Source organism: Pseudarthrobacter sp. S6, assembly GCF_050156575.1.
Lineage (GTDB): Bacteria > Actinomycetota > Actinomycetes > Actinomycetales > Micrococcaceae > Arthrobacter.
On record NZ_CP189581.1, the window covers coordinates 3,072,559 to 3,088,810 of the forward strand.

A 16,252-nucleotide genomic window follows, 5' to 3' on the forward strand; every position below is an offset into this window, starting at 1 on the left:
GTGTCAGCCTCCCTGGACTGCTGTGACCAGTTCGACGTCGTCACCTTCGGCGAGCGCCGTGACGAACCACTGGCTGCGGGGTACTACTTCGGAGTTATGGGCGACGGCGACGCCGAGTTTCTGCCCGTCTGTCGCCTGACCGTTGGCTGCGAGGGGGCGGCCTGTGATCTGACTGATAAGGGTGGTGATGGAGGCTTCGTCCGCCACGGAATGGCGCGAGCCGTTGAGGGTGATGTTCATGCTGATTCCTTCTGAGGGTCGAGGTCCTTCATGTTGCTGATGTCCTTGGGTGTGGACTGTGTGCCGGTTGTGCGGTGCTGTCTTGAAAAGCGGGCCGGGTTGAGCGCCCCCCAACGAGGATCCGTCCGGCCGTCGAGCAATTCCCGGCAGATCGCTGCCGCCGCCGGAGCAAGGAGCACTCCGTGACGGAAGAACCCGGTGGCAATAATCAGTCCGGCAATGTTCTCCATGCTCTCCTGGTTTCCTGTTCCTGGTGCGGAAACCGGTACGCGGCCCAGGAGCGGCGCGTTGTCCGGGGTCGCCGGCCTTGCCCGTGCCGTGCATTCCAGGAGTTCAAGCTCCGAGACGGCCGGCACCAGGACCTGGGCGTCACGCAGCAACTGGTAGACGCCGCCGGCCGAGACAGCACCATCGCCTGTCCCGGCGAGCGCGTCCTCCCGTTGCGTCGCCCCGATCACCACCGTGCCGTCCCCTCTGGGAACGATGTAGACCGGCACACCATGGACTATTCCGCGGACTGTCGAGGTGAGGAGCGGACGCAGGTGCTCCGGAACAGCAAGGCGCAGGATGTCACCGTAGACGGGTCGCAGGGGCAGGTGCAGCCCAGCAGGCAGGCCTTCCAGCGACCCCGCCGCCAATCCGTTGGCCACAATCGTCTCCCCGGCGTGGACAGTTCCGCCGTCAGCGAGCACCACGCCGCAGATGCGTCCGTCCTCCCAAAGAACGGCGGCGGCCCGCTGGTCAACGGCGAATCCCCCGCGGGCACCGGCCACGGCGGTTTCTGCTCCCGGTTCGTGGACGGCCAGGACTTCCTGGAGGCACGCCACCAGCTTCCGTGGATCCACCTGGTGGTCTGCGGGGATGTCCAGGGCACAGGAGATGGCCGGGCTGAGCAGGGATTCCCAGGACCTGGCCTCACGGACAGTCAGGGGTTCCACCACCAGGCCGCTGGCCTGCTGTACGGCCCGGAGGTCCATCAGCGCCCTGCGGTCCGCGGCGTCCGCGCCGATGGCGAGGGTCGGCGTCGTCAGGTATCCGGTCTCGCCAGCCCCTGCCAGGGCGAGGTCTGCCGCGAAACCGGGCCACAGGCCGGAGGATGCAAGCATCAGCTCCAGGAGGTCTTCCTCCTGATAGTGGAGTTCGCTTACAGGTGCCAGCATGCCGGCGGCTGCCCAGCTGGCGCCTCTCCCGGGCGCGTCATCGATCAGCACAACGGAACGGCCGGACCGCCGGGCCTCCCAGGCTATGGCGTGGCCGATGACTCCACCGCCGATGACCGCCACGTCGGCGTGCAGCACCGGGTCCGGTCGGAATGATGCAGTCTCAGGCGGGCTGCTTATTGCGGGGGGCATATGGTTCCTTCCCTACGCCGGTACTAGCCGGATCAGGTCAAGCGGTCGGCTCTGACGCCCTCTCAGCCCGGCCGCTTTGTGACGGCTGCAACGGGCTCCCGCAGTACCTGCCCAGTTTAGGGGAATTAGGCTGGTTTCCATGAACTCGCAATCCTTCGCCGCTGCAGGCACGCCCTCAGCCAGCTCTTCCACACCCGAATCCTTGATCTCAACAGATCCCACCGGCGGCATAGGCCCGGGCCTCCCGCACAGCGCCCGGCTGTACCTCTGCACCGACTCACGCCGTGACCGCGGCGACTTTGGCGAGTTTGTGGACGCGGCTTTTGCCGGCGGCGTCGACATCATCCAGCTCCGCGACAAGGCGATCGAGGCGGCGGAGGAGCTGGAGCTGCTGGCCGTGCTTCAGGCCGCGGCCGAACGCCACGCAAAGTTATGGGCCGTCAATGACCGTGCAGATGTCGCTATGCTGTCCGGCGCCCCCGTCTTCCACATCGGGCAACAAGACCTGCCGGTCGCTTCCGCCCGCGCCCTGCTTGGGGCACCCACAGCGGTCGGGCTGTCCACGCACACCGCCGAACAGATCGAAGGCGCCATCCGGCTGTCCGGCGGGCTAACGTCCGAACGCGGCCTGGACTACTTCTGCGTCGGACCGGTCTGGGCCACTCCCACCAAGCCCGGCCGGGCCGGTGTCGGCCTTGAGCTGGTGCGGTACGCTGCCGAAGCAGTCCGCGCTGCCGGCGGCGCCCAGGCCACCTTGCCCTGGTTTGCCATCGGAGGCATCGATCTTGGCAACGTGGAGCAGGTAGTGGAGGCCGGTGCCGGCAGGATTGTGGTGGTGCGTGCCATCACCGAAGCCCCCGATCCCGCAGCGGCGGCTGCAGCACTCGTGGCGGCCCTGGACGCAGGCGCATCCTGACAATTCCCCGCGTGGCGGACCGTGGGCGTGCACGATCCATGCAAATCGGGCTAACCTGATTTTCGTGTCACATCATCGGTTGGCCCCCAATGTCCACGAGCAGACCAACGAGCTCGCGGCGGCACTGAGCGCCCTGCGGACCGAGCTGGAACTTCCCGGAACCTACCCGGCGGAGGCGGTCCGGGACGCGGAAGCGGCGGTGGCCGCACACGAGTTGCCGGGCGCTGACCTGACAGAGGTGGACTTCCTCACCATCGATCCGGCGTCCTCCACTGACCTGGACCAGGCGCTGTACATCGAGCGCGCGGACGCTGGCTACCGCGTGCTCTATGCCATCGCTGATGTGCCGTCCTTTGTCCGCCCCGGCGGCGTGCTGGATGCAGAGACCCGGCGCCGCGGCCAAACGTTCTACGCCCCGGACGGCCGGATCCCGCTGCACCCTGAGGTCATCAGCGAAGGAGCGGGCAGCCTCCTGGCCGGGCAGCTTTGTTCCGCCTACGTGTGGGAATTCGGGCTGGACAACACCGCACAGGTCTCCACGGTGAGTATCCGCAGGGCCACCATCCGCAGCAGGGCCAAGCTGAGCTACAAGGGAGTCCAGGCCGAACTCGACGCCGGGACGCCCGGTCCCGTGCTGCAGCTCCTGAAGGAAGTGGGGCTCAAACGGGTTGAACTGGAGCGGCAGCGTGGCGGCGCCAGCCTGAACATGCCCGAGCAGGAAATCGTGCAACTGCCCGACGGCGGCTACCGGATTGCCGCGGCACCGCAGCTTCCGGTGGAGGACTGGAACGCCCAGATTTCCCTGATGACCGGAATGTCGGCGGCGAACCTCATGTTGGCGGGAAAAGTTGGCATCCTGCGCACCATGCCGGCGCCGGACGAGCGCTCCCTGCGCCACTTCCGCCTCCAGACCGAGGCCTTGGGCAAGCCGTGGGACGGCAAAATCAGCTACGGCGAATACCTCCGCAGCCTTGATCCGACAGTGCCCCGGCAACTGGCCATCCTGCACTCCGCTGGCATGCTGTTCCGCGGTGCCAGCTACACGGCGTTTGACGGCACCGTCCCGGACGACGCCGTCCAGTCCGCCATCGGCGCCGCCTATGCCCACACCACAGCACCGCTCCGGCGCCTTATCGACCGCTTTGTCCTGGTAATCTGCGAAGCCTTGAGCAACGGCAAGCCGGTACCGGACTGGGCGCGGGAAGCCCTGCCGTCCCTGCCGGAGATCATGGCCGGATCCGACCAGTTGGCATCGCGGATGGAACGCATGGCGCTGGACACGGTGGAGGCCGCGCTGTTGGTCAACCATGTGGGCCAGGAATTCGAAGCGATCGTGATTTCCGGCTCCAAGCCACAAAAGGACAACGGAAACGGTAACGGGAAAAACGGCAACGGAGCCAGGAACGGCGCTGCGAAAAACGGGGCTGCGAAAAACGGGAACGGCCCCTCGGGGATCATCCAGATCGCCGAACCCGCCGTGACGGCACGCTGCGCCGGCGACCTGCAATCGGGCACAAAGGTGCGGGTCCGCCTGATCTCCTCCGATATTGCCGCGCGCGAGGTCCACTTTGAGCTGCTGGCCTGAACCATCAGTGCCCGGCCTGATCGGCCCAAAGCCGGGATTCCCGGTCCTTGCGGCTAGACTGAAGAAGTAGATATGGATGCCCGGTCGTTGATTTCCTTGATTTTGAATTCAACAAGCCCGCCCCTACGCGATCTTGAGATGCACCCGTTGGTCACCAGTGCCAGCATTTTGATAGCCCGCGATCGGCTTCCACTGGATTTGCTTGCGCGCCAGAGCGTGCTCCGGAACGGCCACGTTGGCCGGCCCGTTGAGCAGGCAGCGCCAATGCCCAAATGAATAAGGAAACTCCCCTGTGAGTGAATTGCATACCCACCAGATCCTGACTGACGACTCCGGCATCGAGACGATCGAACCCGAAGAAACCATCATCTCGGACGAGAAGCCGCACGAGATTGAGGAAAAATCCTTCGCTGACTTCAACGTCCGCGCCGACATCGTGGAATCCCTGGCCGACGCCGGTATCACCCACCCCTTCCCCATCCAGGCCATGACACTGCCCGTGGCGCTTTCGGGCCACGACATCATCGGTCAGGCCAAGACCGGCACCGGCAAGACCCTCGGCTTCGGCATCCCCGCCCTGCAGCGCGTGGTGGGACCGGACGACGCCGGCTATGACAAGCTCGCCGTTCCCGGCGCACCGCAGGCCCTGGTCATCGTGCCCACCCGCGAACTGGCCGTCCAGGTGGCCAACGATCTCCAGAACGCCTCCCGCAAGCGCAACGCCCGCATTACCACCATCTACGGCGGCCGTGCCTACGAGCCCCAGGTGGAGGCCCTGCAGAGCGGCGTCGAGGTGGTCGTCGGTACTCCCGGCCGCCTCATTGACCTTTACAAGCAGAAGCACCTCGTCCTGAAGAACGTCAAGATGGTCATCCTTGACGAGGCCGACGAAATGCTGGACCTCGGCTTCCTCCCGGACGTGGAAACGCTGATCGCCGGTACCCCCGCGGTTCGGCAAACGCTGCTGTTCTCCGCCACCATGCCCGGCCCGGTCATCGCCATGGCCCGCCGCTACATGACGCAGCCCACGCACATCCGGGCCGCTGATCCGGACGACGAGGGCCTGACCAAACGCGACATCCGCCAGCTCATCTACCGTGCCCACAGCATGGACAAGATCGAAGTTGTGGCCCGCATCCTGCAGGCCCGCGGCCGCGGCCGCACCATCATCTTCACCAAAACCAAACGCACCGCCGCGAAGGTTGCCGAGGAGCTGGTGGACCGCGGCTTCGCCGCCGCCGCCATCCACGGTGACCTGGGCCAAGGCGCCCGCGAGCAGGCCCTGCGCGCCTTCCGCAACAACAAGGTGGACGTCCTGGTGGCCACCGACGTCGCCGCCCGCGGCATCGACGTCGACGACGTAACGCACGTCATCAACTACCAGTGCGTCGAAGACGAGAAAATCTACCTGCACCGCGTAGGCCGCACGGGCCGCGCCGGCAACAAGGGCACGGCCGTGACCTTCGTTGACTGGGACGACATGCCGCGGTGGGGCCTGATCAACAAGGCCCTGGGACTCAGCGTCCCGGAGCCGGTGGAAACGTACTCCTCCTCACCGCACCTCTACGAAGAGCTGGACATTCCGCAGGGCACCAAGGGCCGTCTGCCCCGCAACAAGCGCGTGCTGGCCGGCGTCGACGCCGAGGTCCTCGAGGACCTGGGAGAGACCGGCAAGAAGAACACCCGCCCCAGCGGTGGCCGCGATGGCGGACGCGACAGCAGCAGCCACGATGCCGGCCGCACCGGTGGACGCGACAGCAGCAGCCGCCGCACCGGCGAGCCCGGCGGACGCTCCGGTGACCGCCGTCGTCGTACCTCTGATGCGGCGACGGCCGGCACCAGCCCCGCCCCGGAACCGGCCGCTGCGGCTCCAGCCGACGCCGAAGTGGACCCCCGTGCCCGCCGCAGCCGGACCCGCACCCGGCGCCGCAACGGCGAAGTAGTGGCTGGCGCCAACAACGGCCCGCAGCAGCGCAGCACCGAGGCATAACAGCGTCGATGACTGACACCGTCTGGGCGCCGGACGGCAGCAACCTGGTGGTTCACGCGGACAACGCGGAGTTCCTCCCCTCGCTGCCGGACGGCGCCTTCACCTTGATATACGTTGACCCGCCGTTCAACACCGGCAGGGTTCAAAAGCGCCAGGAAACGCGGATGGTGCTGAAGACCGACGGGGATGGCGACCGCGTGGGCTTCAAGGGGCGTTCCTACGACACCATCAAGGGCGCCCTGCACCGTTACGATGACGCCTTCAGTGACTACTGGTCGTTCCTGGAACCCCGGCTCGTGGAAGCCTGGCGGCTGCTGGCAGACGACGGCACGCTCTACCTCCACCTGGACTACCGGGAAGTCCACTACGCGAAGGTAATGCTGGACGCCATCTTCGGCCGCGAGTGCTTCCTCAACGAGATCATTTGGGCCTACGACTACGGTGCCCGCGCCAAGTACCGCTGGCCCACCAAGCACGACAACATCCTCGTGTACGTCAAGAACCCGGCGAAATACCACTTCGACAACGCAGAGGTGGACCGCGAGCCCTATATGGCCCCAGGCCTGGTGACTCCGGCGAAGCGGGAGCTCGGGAAACTGCCCACCGACGTCTGGTGGCACACCATCGTCTCCCCCACGGGCAAGGAAAAGACCGGCTACCCCACGCAGAAGCCCGAGGGCCTCATCCGCCGTGTGGTGTCGGCGTCAAGCCGGCCCGGGGACTGGTGCCTGGACTTCTTCGCCGGTTCCGGGACCCTTGGCGCCGTGGCGGCCAAACTTGACCGGAGGTTCGTGTGCGTGGACCAGAACCAGCCGGCCATCGATGTGATGGCCAAGCGGCTGGGTACCAAGGCAACGTTTACATCGTTCCCGTCCATCTAGGCTCTGGCCCGTTTACTTAGGTTTTCTTGGTAGTCTTTTCAGCGGCCAATTGGGCATCTTCCGTTTGATGACGCGTGGGTTGGTGCGTTGCCGGCGCGAGGGTAATAGTTCGTTCAGGATTTCCTGGCAGAATGCGGTGAAGGCTTCGGCCAGGCGTTTAGGGGGAAAAGGCCGATCCAGGGCCCGGGGTCTGTAGTTGTTCCGCCTGGCCTTCGGGGTCGGGTAGACCGCGGAAAGGTAGGAACCGTCCTCGACTTCCTCGAGTACGGGCAGCACGGCATTGGCCCTGACCCGCCACAACAGGGCCGCCCCGATTCCGGCTCTGTCCTTCCCAGCCGTGTACGAGAAGAACCCGCGGTCTGCCATCGCCAGCATGTCCTCCTCCAGCCTGTGGAGGAGGCCCGGATACAGGTCGTGCCCGCTGGCGGAGGAACCGGAGACCACGGCGCCGGTCACCGCGTGTGTGCCGCATTCGACCAGACCGAGGACCCTCGCCTGCGGGTAGGAGCTCTTGAGGTCCGTGGCCGTTCCGGGCCGGCCGTACGCGTGCTCGTTGGCGGGTGTGTCGGCCAGGTCCAAGCAGGTCCCTTCCACGGACTGCGCGCCACCCCTTGTAGAAGCCAGGCCCGCCCGGTCCCGCCAACGGCTTGGCGGTCTCGGCGAACAACTCCGCCATCGCGGCCGAACCGAGCCTGGTCCGGGCCTTGAAAATCGCGGCCTTCGTCGGGATCTGCCAGTGGCGGAAACCGGCCCGTGATCCATTCCATCCCGGAGGGCAGGGACCTCTCACTTCCTCGTACGAGCCTGCGGACAACAACGCCAACGCCATCACGTAATAGAGCATCAAGCGCGAGGGAAGTACCGGCTGCGCTGCTCACCGGAAAACCCGTCCGAGATCACCTATCCACTACGCGCCATCCCGAAACATTAACACACCCTGAGCTAAGTAAACGGCATTGGGGCTAGAGCAGGTTGGGTTCTCCCGGCTCCGCGGCGTCGGGCTTGAATCCGAAGGACACGAGGATCTTTTCCAGCTTTCCGCTCTTCCTCAACTCCGCGACGTCGGCATTGAAGGCGGCGACCAGACCTGGGTTGTCAAGGTTGACGGGGAAGTTGATTTGACCCGGCTTCACGGTTGAGAGGATTGCGGGATCAGCGGGCGGCACCTCAAACTTCAAACCGTCGATCGGGCTCTTCTCCAAGGTCGACTTCGCGGATGGGTAGGTGTCGATCACGACATCGATCCGGCCGGCTGCAAGGTCGGCGTACATAGCCTGCGCGGTTTCATACAGCTTTACACTGTCACCGAGGTACGTTTGGAGGTCGTCATTCCACAGGAATCCGAGAATGGAGCCCACCTTGTGACCTTTAAGGTCGGGTACCGTGGCCACGCCCTTCTGGGAAACGATGATCAGCCGGTCGGCGAAAACGGGGTCGCTGAGCAGCACAACCTTTGCTCGTTCGGCGGTACGGTACCAGCTTCCCGCCGTGGTGTCGGCGCGCTTGGACGTGATTGAGGGGATCATTGCTGCGCCCGCACCGGGGATGGCTTTGACCTTCAGGCACTCCATCGCTGCGATCTCGGTGAGAATCGCGCCTTCAGCGCCGCCGACACCAGCTCCCTCTGGGTATGCGAACGGAGGATACTGATAGGCCGCAACCGTCAGGAAGCCGGTCTCGACTGTGGTCACATTGTGCTTCGGCGTGCAATCGGAGGGTGCCGCACCCTCGTTCGCGCAGCTCGTGAGGACAAGAGATAGTCCGACAGCTGCGGTGAGGATGGCAAGTTTCTTCTTCATTGAAGTTTCATCGCTTTCTGAATTGTGGCTGGGCAACAAATTTGACTTCTGGAGTTGACGGGTTCGCGTGCTACAGATGTTTGGCTAGGTGACGCTCCAATCGCGAGACGAGCATTGTCGCGGGGATCGTGATCACTGCGTAGAGGAACGCGGCGGCGAGGAACACGGAGAAGTAGTCGAAAGTGACGGTTGCCTGAAAATAGGCTGCCTGCATAATTTCGGGAACCGTGATGACATAGGCCAGTGACGTGAACTGGAAGAACTGGATTGCGATATTCATCAGTGGCGGAATTCCCACGCGGATTGCCTGCGGCGCGATGATGAATCGGAACGAATCGAGACGGTTCATGCCGACCGCGATCGCGGCTTCGCTCTGACCATTGGGCACCGCATCAATGCTGGTTCGGATGACCTCTGCAGAGTAGGCGCCCGCCGACCAGGTGAACGCGATCACCGCCGACGCGAATGCTGTCGGAGTCAGCTGCAATTGAGGCAGGCCCTGGTAAACGATGTAGAGCAGCACGAGCAGAGGAACTCCGCGTCCGACCTCGACGATGACGAGTGCGACGATCTTAATCACCTGGAGCTTGCTCACGCTCGCATAGGCGAGTATGAGTCCCAAAAGGTATCCGAGAACGATCACGATCCCGGTCATGGAGAGAGCGACACCGACACCCTTGGAGAGGGCCGGCAAGTACTGTGTCCAGGACAGCAAGTTCTCGATCATGCGACTGAGAACCTTGCGCGCAGCCGGCTATCGACCTGCCGGGACACAATGGCGAGGGGAAGGCTTAAGATCAAGTAGATGATCCCGACGATGGCGAAAACAGTTAGCCCCTGACCTGTCTGTTGCGCCTGGGAGGCGGCACGGAACGTGAGTTCCACGACGCCGATGGTGGATGCCAGAGCTGAATCTTTCAGAAGACCAATTCCGTAGCTGGCCATCATCGGGCCGACAACCCGAAACACCTGAGGAACCACAATGAAGCGGTAGCTGTCGACGGTGCTCAGCCCGAGTGCCGCGCTGGCCTCTTCTTGGCCCCGACTGAGGGCGGCCAGCCCGGCCCGATAGATCTCCGCGAAGTAACTCATGGCGATGAAACTAAAAGTGGCGATCGCCGCCATCAGCGGAGACATCCGCAACCCCAGTTCGGCGAAGCCGAAGAACACGAGAAAGAGCCACACGAGCGGTGGCACCGCGCGCACCAGGTTGACCACTCCTCGCACAAGAATCCGGAGAAAAGCGAATCGCGATCGCTGCGCGAGAGCAAGCGGTATGGCGAGAATCCCGCCGATGGTGAAAGCTGATGCCGTGATCAACAGCGTGGCACCGATTCCGAGCGCGATGTACCCGACGACTCCTAACATCAACGCCCCACAACTGCGCTGAGGAACTGGCGGGTGCGTTCATGGGACGGCGCACTCATAATAGCGTGCGGATCCCCTTCCTCAACCACCGAGCCGTCGACCATGACCACCATGCGGTCGGAGACGTCCCGCGCAAAGGACATTTCGTGGGTGACCACGATCGCGGTCATTCCTTCATCGGCGAGTTCACGCATTACCGCCAGAACTTCCGCACCCACCTCAGGGTCAAGGGCGGAAGTTGGTTCGTCGAACAACATGACCAGAGGGTCGAGTGCGAGGGCTCGCGCAATGGCGATGCGTTGCTGCTGCCCGCCGGAGCATTGACCGGGATAGGCCTTCGCTTTTTTATCGAGCCCGACACGCTTCAGAAGCTGATAGGACTTCTCGTCGGCCTCTTCGCCGGAGCGCCCCAGCACGCGCTCCTGGGCAAGTGAGATGTTCCGCAGCGCAGTGAGGTGAGGAAACAAATTAAACGACTGGAACACCATACCTACGCTTCGCCGAATCGCGGCGAGCTCTGCCCTCGAAGGCAGTCGAGAGTCGGTCCGGACCGCAACAGATTCCTTGCCGATCGACACCGTGCCCTCGGTCGGCATTTCAAGGAAGTTGATGCACCTCAGAAAGGTACTCTTCCCCGCTCCACTCGGGCCGATGATCGACACTACTTCACCTTGATCGATTTCGAGCGTGACATTGTCCACTGCTCGGTGTTCCTTGTATTTCTTGGTGATTCCGCTGGCTCGCAGAAACATTGGCGCAGACTCTTCAGTATTGTTCACGGGATGATTCATGATTGTTTTCCTTCATTGGAAGAACTCGCGGCACCGTGCGCCGCAATCGCGCTGATTTCAAATCGTTTGTCTCCACGAAATCCCGCCACTTGCACGGTCGTTCGGGGCGCTAGCGGGTATCCGGAGAAACGTTTGAGATACGCCAGGGTGTAGGCGTCGAAATCCGTGAAATCAGCCAGGTACACCGTGAGTTACAGAACGCTGCAAGGTTCGAACCGGCTGCAAGAAGTGTCCGCTCAGGATGGTGATCACGACCGTTACTTTGACAGTAATCTCGCTAGGCGCGGAGCCGTGGGCCCGGGCCGGAATCTGCCCGCAGGGAGAGACGAGGCCACCATAGAGTCTCGCCGCCCCATACGTGCGCTCGACACAAATCGTGGTTGCCTCAGAGGTTCGGCGGGAGGACTGGCTCGGATCACTTGTACTCCTTGATTAACATCGTTGTTAGTGGGCTTAATCATAGGAATCAATTTGTGAAAAAAAAAGTATCAAAACGCTATCAATTCATCTTCAGTTACTATGAATAAATGGTTGATCTTTCGGCGTGGTGCGTAGTGGATGTGTGACACACGAGGGTCCTGAGCGGTTGAGTCATCATGTCTCGATCAGCGTTTTGACGGGGGTTTTTCCGCCGGATGTGGTGGAAAAGGTGCTGGCGTTGGTGTCCGCAGGCTTGTACGAGGAAGTGAGAGATCCCTGGTCTCCGGGATGGAATGGATCACGGGCCGGCGGGTTGAGTGAAGGTGGGCATGCCGAGTTGGGTCGTGTTGCGGCGCTCGGTGATTTGGTCCATTTCGGCAAGTTTGGCGCGGGCCCCTGCGAGGCTGACTTTGAGGCCTTCGGCTTCTCCGAGCCAGCGGTGGGACTCGGCTTTGGCGATGCGCTCAATGAGGTTATCGCGGATCTGTGCCAGACGGGGTCTGGCCGTGGGATCGGGCCGCAGCAGCGGGCAGCGCAGGCAGCTGTGCTCGTGGATGCAGTGCGTGTCGTAGGAGCGGCCGCAATCACCGATGGAAACTCGTTGGGCACTGCTTACGACGAGACACGCAATGGGCCTTCGCCGCTCCCCAGTAAGCGCTAGAGTACTCAGCGTTGACTAATGGTCAATGCGCGCTCCTTAGCTACAGATCCGCGCGCACAACTGCGGTTCCCGTACCCAATTCCTCTATCCTTGCGAGGACCTCCGGTGCAGTGAGATTCTCCCCGAAAAGATTGGGTTTTCCGGTCCCGTGGTAATCCGAGGAACCCGTGATCAGCAGTCCGTGCTTGGCGGCAAGGCTCCTGAGGAATTCCCGCCCCTCCTCCGGGTTGTCGCGGTGATCGATCTCCAGCCCTGCCAGGCCGGCGTCGATCATGTCGCGGTAGGTGCGCTCCCCCACGATCCGGCCCCGGCCGGACGCCACAGGGTGGGCGAACACGGGAACGCCACCTGCGGCACGGACCAGTTCGACGGCGGTGGCCGGATCGGGTGCGTAGTGTTGGACAAAGTAGCGCGAATGGGACGTCAGGATGGACGTGAACGCCTCCGAGCGGTCCGAAACCACACCGGCCGCCACCAAGGCATCAGCGATGTGCGGCCGCCCCAGGGTGGCCCCTGGAGCCACATGGTGGATAACGTCGTCCCACGTCAGCGGGTAGTCTTCGGCCAGCAAGGTCACCATACGTTCCGCCCTGGTGAGGCGCGCGTCCTTGGCCTTGGTGATCTCTTCAAGCAGCCCCGGATGGGCAGGATCGTGCAGATAACTCAACAGATGCACACTGATGCCCTGCCCGGTCCGGCAGGAAACCTCCATGCCGGGAACCATTGCCATCCCGTTTTCCCGTGCGGCGATGGACGCTTCAGCCCAGCCATCGGTGGAGTCGTGATCGGTCAGTGCCACCACGTCCAGGCCCGCCCGGGCAGCCGAAGCCATCACTTGGGCGGGGGTTTCGGTGCCGTCCGAAACATTCGAGTGGGCATGCAGGTCAATCCTCACCTGCCCAGCCTAGTTGACCGCGCCGGCGCGGGTATTGGCCCTGGTCTCGGTGCTGGTGAGACGATGGTGCCGTGAACGATGCCGAAAATACCCTGAACTCTGCTTCCCAGCCCCTCGATGAGCGCGTCAACAACCGCTCTCAGCGGCCCAGTTCCGCTGCATTCAAGGCCTTTATGGCCAGCAATTGGGCGCCTTCCGAGCAACAACTTCCGGCGCTCGACGCCGTGGCCCACTACGCCGCGGCCCGGCGTAAGGCCATCTCGGAGAAGTTCAAAGGCGAACGCCTGGTCATCCCGGCCGGTCCGCTGAAGGTCCGCTCCAACGACTGCGACTACAGGTTCCGTCCTCATTCCGGCTTTGCGCATCTCACCGGGCTGGGCCTGGACCACGAGCCGGACGCTGTCCTCATTCTGGAGCCTGCCGGTGAAGGAAAGGGCGACGGCGGCAGCCACCACCGTGCCACACTGTACTTCCGTCCGCTGGCCGGCCGGGATACAGAACAGTTCTACGCTGACTCCCGTTCCGGCGAGTTCTGGATCGGTGCACGGCCCACACTGGCCGAGTTCGAAGGACGCCTGGGCCTGGCTACGGCCCACATCGATGGACTTGAATCAGCGATCACCAAGAACGTGGGCGCGCCCGAAATCGGCGGCATCTCCATCAGGCTGGTCCGTAAGGTGGACGAGAACATCGATGCCTTGGTGGATACTGCCCGGTACAACACTGCCAAGGACCCGGACAACCTGGACCTGGCTGTCCTGGATGCACTGGATGAAAAACTTTCCGAAGCGCTGTCCGAACTCCGCCTGCTGAAGGATGAGTGGGAAATCGAACAGATGATGACCGCAGTAGCTGCGACTGTCGAGGGCTTCATGGAGGTAGTCAAGGCCCTGCCCCGCGCCCTGACCCATGCCCGCGGCGAGCGCGTCGTGGAAGGCGCGTTCTTTGCCCGTGCCCGCGAGGCAGGCAACGAACTGGGCTACGACACCATCGCCGCCGCCGGAAACAATGCCACCGTCCTGCACTGGACTCGGAACACCGGCCGGATCAACGCCGGCGAACTGCTGCTGCTCGATGCCGGTGTGGAAGCGGACTCGCTCTACACCGCCGATATCACCCGGACGCTGCCGGCCAACGGTACGTTCACTGATGTTCAGCGCAAGGTCTACGAGGCAGTCCTGGATGCTGCCGACGCCGGCTTCGCCGCTGCCCGGCCGGGTGCGAGGTTCCGTGACATCCACACCGCCGCAACCACCGTGTTGGCGGAACGCCTCGCCGAGTGGGGGCTGCTCCCAGTGAGCGTCGAGGAAGCCGTCAGCCCCGAAGGCCAGCAGCACAGACGTTGGATGCCCCATGGCACCAGTCACCACCTAGGCTTGGATGTCCACGACTGTGCCCAGGCAAAGCGGGAGCTGTACCTGGACGGCATCCTTACGCCGGGCATGGTCTTCACTATCGAACCGGGCCTGTATTTCAAGAACGAGGACCTGGCCATCCCGGCTGAGTACCGCGGCATCGGAGTGCGGATCGAGGACGACATCCTGATGACCGCCGATGGTCCGGTGAACCTCAGCGCCGCGCTGCCCCGCAAGGCCGATGACATCCAGTCCTGGATGGCAGGCATCTATCAGGAGCTGGACGGCGGGTTGCCAACCGGCGATAACGGCTAGAGAACGTACGTCCAGCGCATCTCCGCACGGATGCGCTGGACAGTCATAGGCCCCGGTGAAACTCTCATAACAGTTTTTGGCAATCGCTTGCCAAAAGTTGGCGTTGATGATTACTCGTCTCGATGACCCCATCGCCAAGAAGCCTACGAGACGTACTTCGGCTGGGTGACCAAGGACAAGGTGATTGGACCCGTCCTCTGTTTGGTGGGCAAATCCGAAGGCCCTGGCCGCCTTCGCGGCCGGCAAGGCAGCCTACTTCCCCATGGCGTCGCCGCTGTCCATCCCCGCACTGGACGCCTCAGCCGTCAAAGGCAAGTACAAGTACGCCCTAATGCCCACTCGTCCCCCGGGCGAGACCTCCAACCCTTTACGGCTGCAGGTCTTCGCGTCCGCGGTCGAGGGTGGCGCAATCCCCGTGTACTCGCAGCTGATGGCGGCCTCGCTGGTTTGCGCCGTCCCTGTCGTGGTGCTGTACTTCATGTTCCAGAAGTACCTCATTGGTGGACTGACAGCTGGCAGCGTCAAGAAGGACAGCTAAACAAACAACTCCGCCCGGTGCAGCAGTTGCTGCACCGGGCGGAGTTGTTTGCTTACTGCCGGCATCGCTCCTCGGGCCATGTATATAACCAGGCCTCCGGGGCGCTGCCTAGTGCGTGGATTCGCCGGAGTCCTTGGTGGTGTCAGGCAGGGACTGCGTCTGGGACTGTTCTGTGGTCTGCTGGCCTGTGCCTTGCTGTTCTGAGCCAGGCTGGCCGGTAGTGGCCTGGTCTGTGACACGGACTCCGTACTGGGGCCGGCCGTCAGGGAGGTCCGGGTAGCGGACGGCGGCCGCGGGAGCCTTCGCCGGCTGGGCCGCTGCCTCCGGCTGCGCGCCCTGCTCTGGGCCGGCGGCGTGGCCCGCATTTTGGACTGTCCCCTGTCCTGGGGTACCAGCACCCTGCTGTCCGTAGGGGTCATTCCAGCTGGCAGGGCGCGCGGGGGCCGGACCTGGCTGACTGCCCGGCTGGCCCTGTTGACTGCCCGGCTGGCCTTGTTGACTGCCCGGCTGGCCCTGTTGACTGCCCGGCTGGCCTTGTTGGCCGTACTCCTGGTTCTGGTAGCCCTGCGGATTGTAAGGCGCAGCGGCTGCGTCCGACCGGTTCATGGGCAGTTGCTGGAGCAGCCGGCGCGCATCATGGGCGGCTTCGACTGACACGACAACGTCGTAGTTGGTGGCCACCACCTGGCTGGTGGAGGTGAAGTCCCGCTTTCCGCGCTGCATGGCATACGTGACAATCCCGAACAGCATAAAGAAGGCAGCGCCCATCAGCACAGACGCCAGGATCGAGAAGTAGCCGGGCGATGGTGCGAAGAACGAAAGCATGACGCCAACGAAAAGGCCGAACCACATACCGCTGAGCGCCCCGGAGAGAGCCACCCGCGGGTAGCTGAGGCGGCCGGTCACCCGCTCAACCATCTTCAGTTCGTTGCCCACGATCGAAACCATGTGGACCGGGAACTGCTGGTCGGCGAGGTAGTCCACCGCCTTCTGGGCATCCAAGTAGGAGGTGTACGAGCCCACGGTGTCGCCGGTAGGCACCGTCCGGGCGTCGTCGGGCCCACTGGGGCCACCGGCCTTGGGAGCACCAAAAATGTTTGACATACACCCATTCTTGCCCATCAGCATGTAAGCCGCCTGTAAATT

Annotated in this window: 16 protein-coding genes, 1 pseudogene and 1 riboswitch; of the genes and pseudogenes, 7 read left to right on the forward strand and 10 right to left on the reverse strand. The window is 63.5% G+C overall.

Annotated elements, in window-relative coordinates:
- Positions 1–3 precede the first annotated feature (3 nt).
- Together thiS and thiO are read right to left on the reverse strand one after the other, a co-directional pair.
- Positions 4–240, reverse strand: a complete 237-nt coding sequence (thiS, locus tag ACQCS0_RS14610) for a sulfur carrier protein ThiS (protein WP_354153451.1) — start codon at positions 238–240, stop codon at positions 4–6.
- On the reverse strand, positions 237–1,592 hold the full coding sequence (thiO, locus tag ACQCS0_RS14615) for a glycine oxidase ThiO (RefSeq protein ID WP_354153450.1): 1,356 nt from the start codon (positions 1,590–1,592) through the stop codon (positions 237–239). Before thiO ends, thiS begins: the two co-directional genes overlap by 4 nt.
- A riboswitch (TPP riboswitch) is annotated at positions 1,585–1,704 on the reverse strand. (Overlaps the previous gene by 8 nt.)
- Positions 1,705–1,731: 27 nt before the next feature.
- Between thiO and thiE the strand changes: the two genes are divergently transcribed.
- From thiE to ACQCS0_RS14635, 4 genes are all read left to right on the forward strand, one after another.
- Positions 1,732–2,508 (forward strand): thiamine phosphate synthase, encoded by a 777-nt coding sequence (gene thiE, locus ACQCS0_RS14620; RefSeq protein WP_354153449.1) that lies wholly within the window; start codon positions 1,732–1,734, stop codon positions 2,506–2,508.
- Positions 2,509–2,572: 64 nt separating this feature from the next.
- Positions 2,573–4,093: an RNB domain-containing ribonuclease gene (locus ACQCS0_RS14625; protein WP_354153448.1), complete on the forward strand. Its 1,521-nt coding sequence runs from the start codon at positions 2,573–2,575 to the stop codon at positions 4,091–4,093.
- A 292-nt stretch (positions 4,094–4,385) separates the two neighbouring features.
- Positions 4,386–6,083, forward strand: a complete 1,698-nt coding sequence (locus ACQCS0_RS14630) for a DEAD/DEAH box helicase (protein ID WP_354153447.1) — start codon at positions 4,386–4,388, stop codon at positions 6,081–6,083.
- An 8-nt stretch (positions 6,084–6,091) separates the two neighbouring features.
- Positions 6,092–6,964 (forward strand): DNA methyltransferase, encoded by an 873-nt coding sequence (locus ACQCS0_RS14635; RefSeq protein WP_354153446.1) that lies wholly within the window; start codon positions 6,092–6,094, stop codon positions 6,962–6,964.
- A 12-nt stretch (positions 6,965–6,976) separates the two neighbouring features.
- On the opposite strand, the gene ACQCS0_RS14640 is transcribed toward ACQCS0_RS14635, so the two are convergent.
- The 6 genes and pseudogenes from ACQCS0_RS14640 to ACQCS0_RS14665 all read right to left on the reverse strand — a co-directional run bounded on the left by ACQCS0_RS14640 (position 6,977) and on the right by ACQCS0_RS14665 (position 10,922).
- Positions 6,977–7,543: a hypothetical protein gene (locus tag ACQCS0_RS14640; protein WP_426940236.1), complete on the reverse strand. Its 567-nt coding sequence runs from the start codon at positions 7,541–7,543 to the stop codon at positions 6,977–6,979.
- A gap of 139 nt (positions 7,544–7,682) precedes the next feature.
- Positions 7,683–7,808, reverse strand: a pseudogene (locus tag ACQCS0_RS14645) (IS4 family transposase); the annotation flags it as partial.
- Positions 7,809–7,926: 118 nt separating this feature from the next.
- Positions 7,927–8,763, reverse strand: coding sequence for an ABC transporter substrate-binding protein (locus tag ACQCS0_RS14650; protein WP_354153445.1), 837 nt, complete (start codon positions 8,761–8,763; stop codon positions 7,927–7,929).
- A 70-nt stretch (positions 8,764–8,833) separates the two neighbouring features.
- Entirely contained in the window at positions 8,834–9,490 is a 657-nt protein-coding gene (locus ACQCS0_RS14655) for an amino acid ABC transporter permease (RefSeq protein ID WP_282328796.1), read from the reverse strand.
- Complete coding sequence (locus tag ACQCS0_RS14660; protein WP_354153444.1) at positions 9,487–10,131, reverse strand: amino acid ABC transporter permease; 645 nt, start codon at positions 10,129–10,131, stop codon at positions 9,487–9,489. Before ACQCS0_RS14660 ends, ACQCS0_RS14655 begins: the two co-directional genes overlap by 4 nt.
- Positions 10,131–10,922, reverse strand: a complete 792-nt coding sequence (locus ACQCS0_RS14665; protein WP_354153443.1) for an amino acid ABC transporter ATP-binding protein — start codon at positions 10,920–10,922, stop codon at positions 10,131–10,133. Before ACQCS0_RS14665 ends, ACQCS0_RS14660 begins: the two co-directional genes overlap by 1 nt.
- Before the next feature lie 562 nt (positions 10,923–11,484).
- On the opposite strand from ACQCS0_RS14665, the gene ACQCS0_RS14670 reads away from it, so the two are divergent.
- The gene (locus ACQCS0_RS14670; protein WP_426939805.1) at positions 11,485–12,003 is read left to right on the forward strand and encodes a hypothetical protein; all 519 of its coding nucleotides are present in this window, start codon (positions 11,485–11,487) and stop codon (positions 12,001–12,003) included.
- 40 nt (positions 12,004–12,043) lie between these two features.
- Here ACQCS0_RS14670 and ACQCS0_RS14675 read toward each other — a convergent pair whose 3' ends face one another.
- Positions 12,044–12,898: a PHP domain-containing protein gene (locus ACQCS0_RS14675; protein ID WP_354153442.1), complete on the reverse strand. Its 855-nt coding sequence runs from the start codon at positions 12,896–12,898 to the stop codon at positions 12,044–12,046.
- Positions 12,899–12,969: 71 nt separating this feature from the next.
- Here ACQCS0_RS14675 and ACQCS0_RS14680 point away from each other — a divergent pair, with 71 nt between their 5' ends.
- Together ACQCS0_RS14680 and ACQCS0_RS14685 are read left to right on the forward strand one after the other, a co-directional pair.
- Positions 12,970–14,568, forward strand: a complete 1,599-nt coding sequence (locus ACQCS0_RS14680; RefSeq protein ID WP_354153441.1) for an aminopeptidase P family protein — start codon at positions 12,970–12,972, stop codon at positions 14,566–14,568.
- A gap of 184 nt (positions 14,569–14,752) precedes the next feature.
- A complete protein-coding gene (locus ACQCS0_RS14685; RefSeq protein ID WP_354153440.1) occupies positions 14,753–15,106 on the forward strand; it encodes a hypothetical protein in 354 nt (117 codons plus the stop codon).
- Between the two features lie 108 nt (positions 15,107–15,214).
- Here the strand turns inward: ACQCS0_RS14685 and ACQCS0_RS14690 are convergent, their stop codons facing one another.
- Positions 15,215–16,210 (reverse strand): general stress protein, encoded by a 996-nt coding sequence (locus ACQCS0_RS14690; protein WP_354153439.1) that lies wholly within the window; start codon positions 16,208–16,210, stop codon positions 15,215–15,217.
- Positions 16,211–16,252 lie beyond the last annotated feature (42 nt).

Coding starts and splice junctions, on each gene's coding strand:
- thiS (WP_354153451.1), bottom strand. CDS start 240: ATGAACATCACCCTCAACGGCTCGCGCCATTCCGTGGCGGACGAAGCC.
- thiO (WP_354153450.1), bottom strand. CDS start 1,592: ATGCCCCCCGCAATAAGCAGCCCGCCTGAGACTGCATCATTCCGACCG.
- thiE (WP_354153449.1), top strand. CDS start 1,732: ATGAACTCGCAATCCTTCGCCGCTGCAGGCACGCCCTCAGCCAGCTCT.
- ACQCS0_RS14635 (WP_354153446.1), top strand. CDS start 6,092: ATGACTGACACCGTCTGGGCGCCGGACGGCAGCAACCTGGTGGTTCAC.
- ACQCS0_RS14650 (WP_354153445.1), bottom strand. CDS start 8,763: ATGAAGAAGAAACTTGCCATCCTCACCGCAGCTGTCGGACTATCTCTT.
- ACQCS0_RS14655 (WP_282328796.1), bottom strand. CDS start 9,490: ATGATCGAGAACTTGCTGTCCTGGACACAGTACTTGCCGGCCCTCTCC.
- ACQCS0_RS14660 (WP_354153444.1), bottom strand. CDS start 10,131: ATGTTAGGAGTCGTCGGGTACATCGCGCTCGGAATCGGTGCCACGCTG.
- ACQCS0_RS14665 (WP_354153443.1), bottom strand. CDS start 10,922: ATGAATCATCCCGTGAACAATACTGAAGAGTCTGCGCCAATGTTTCTG.
- ACQCS0_RS14690 (WP_354153439.1), bottom strand. CDS start 16,210: ATGTCAAACATTTTTGGTGCTCCCAAGGCCGGTGGCCCCAGTGGGCCC.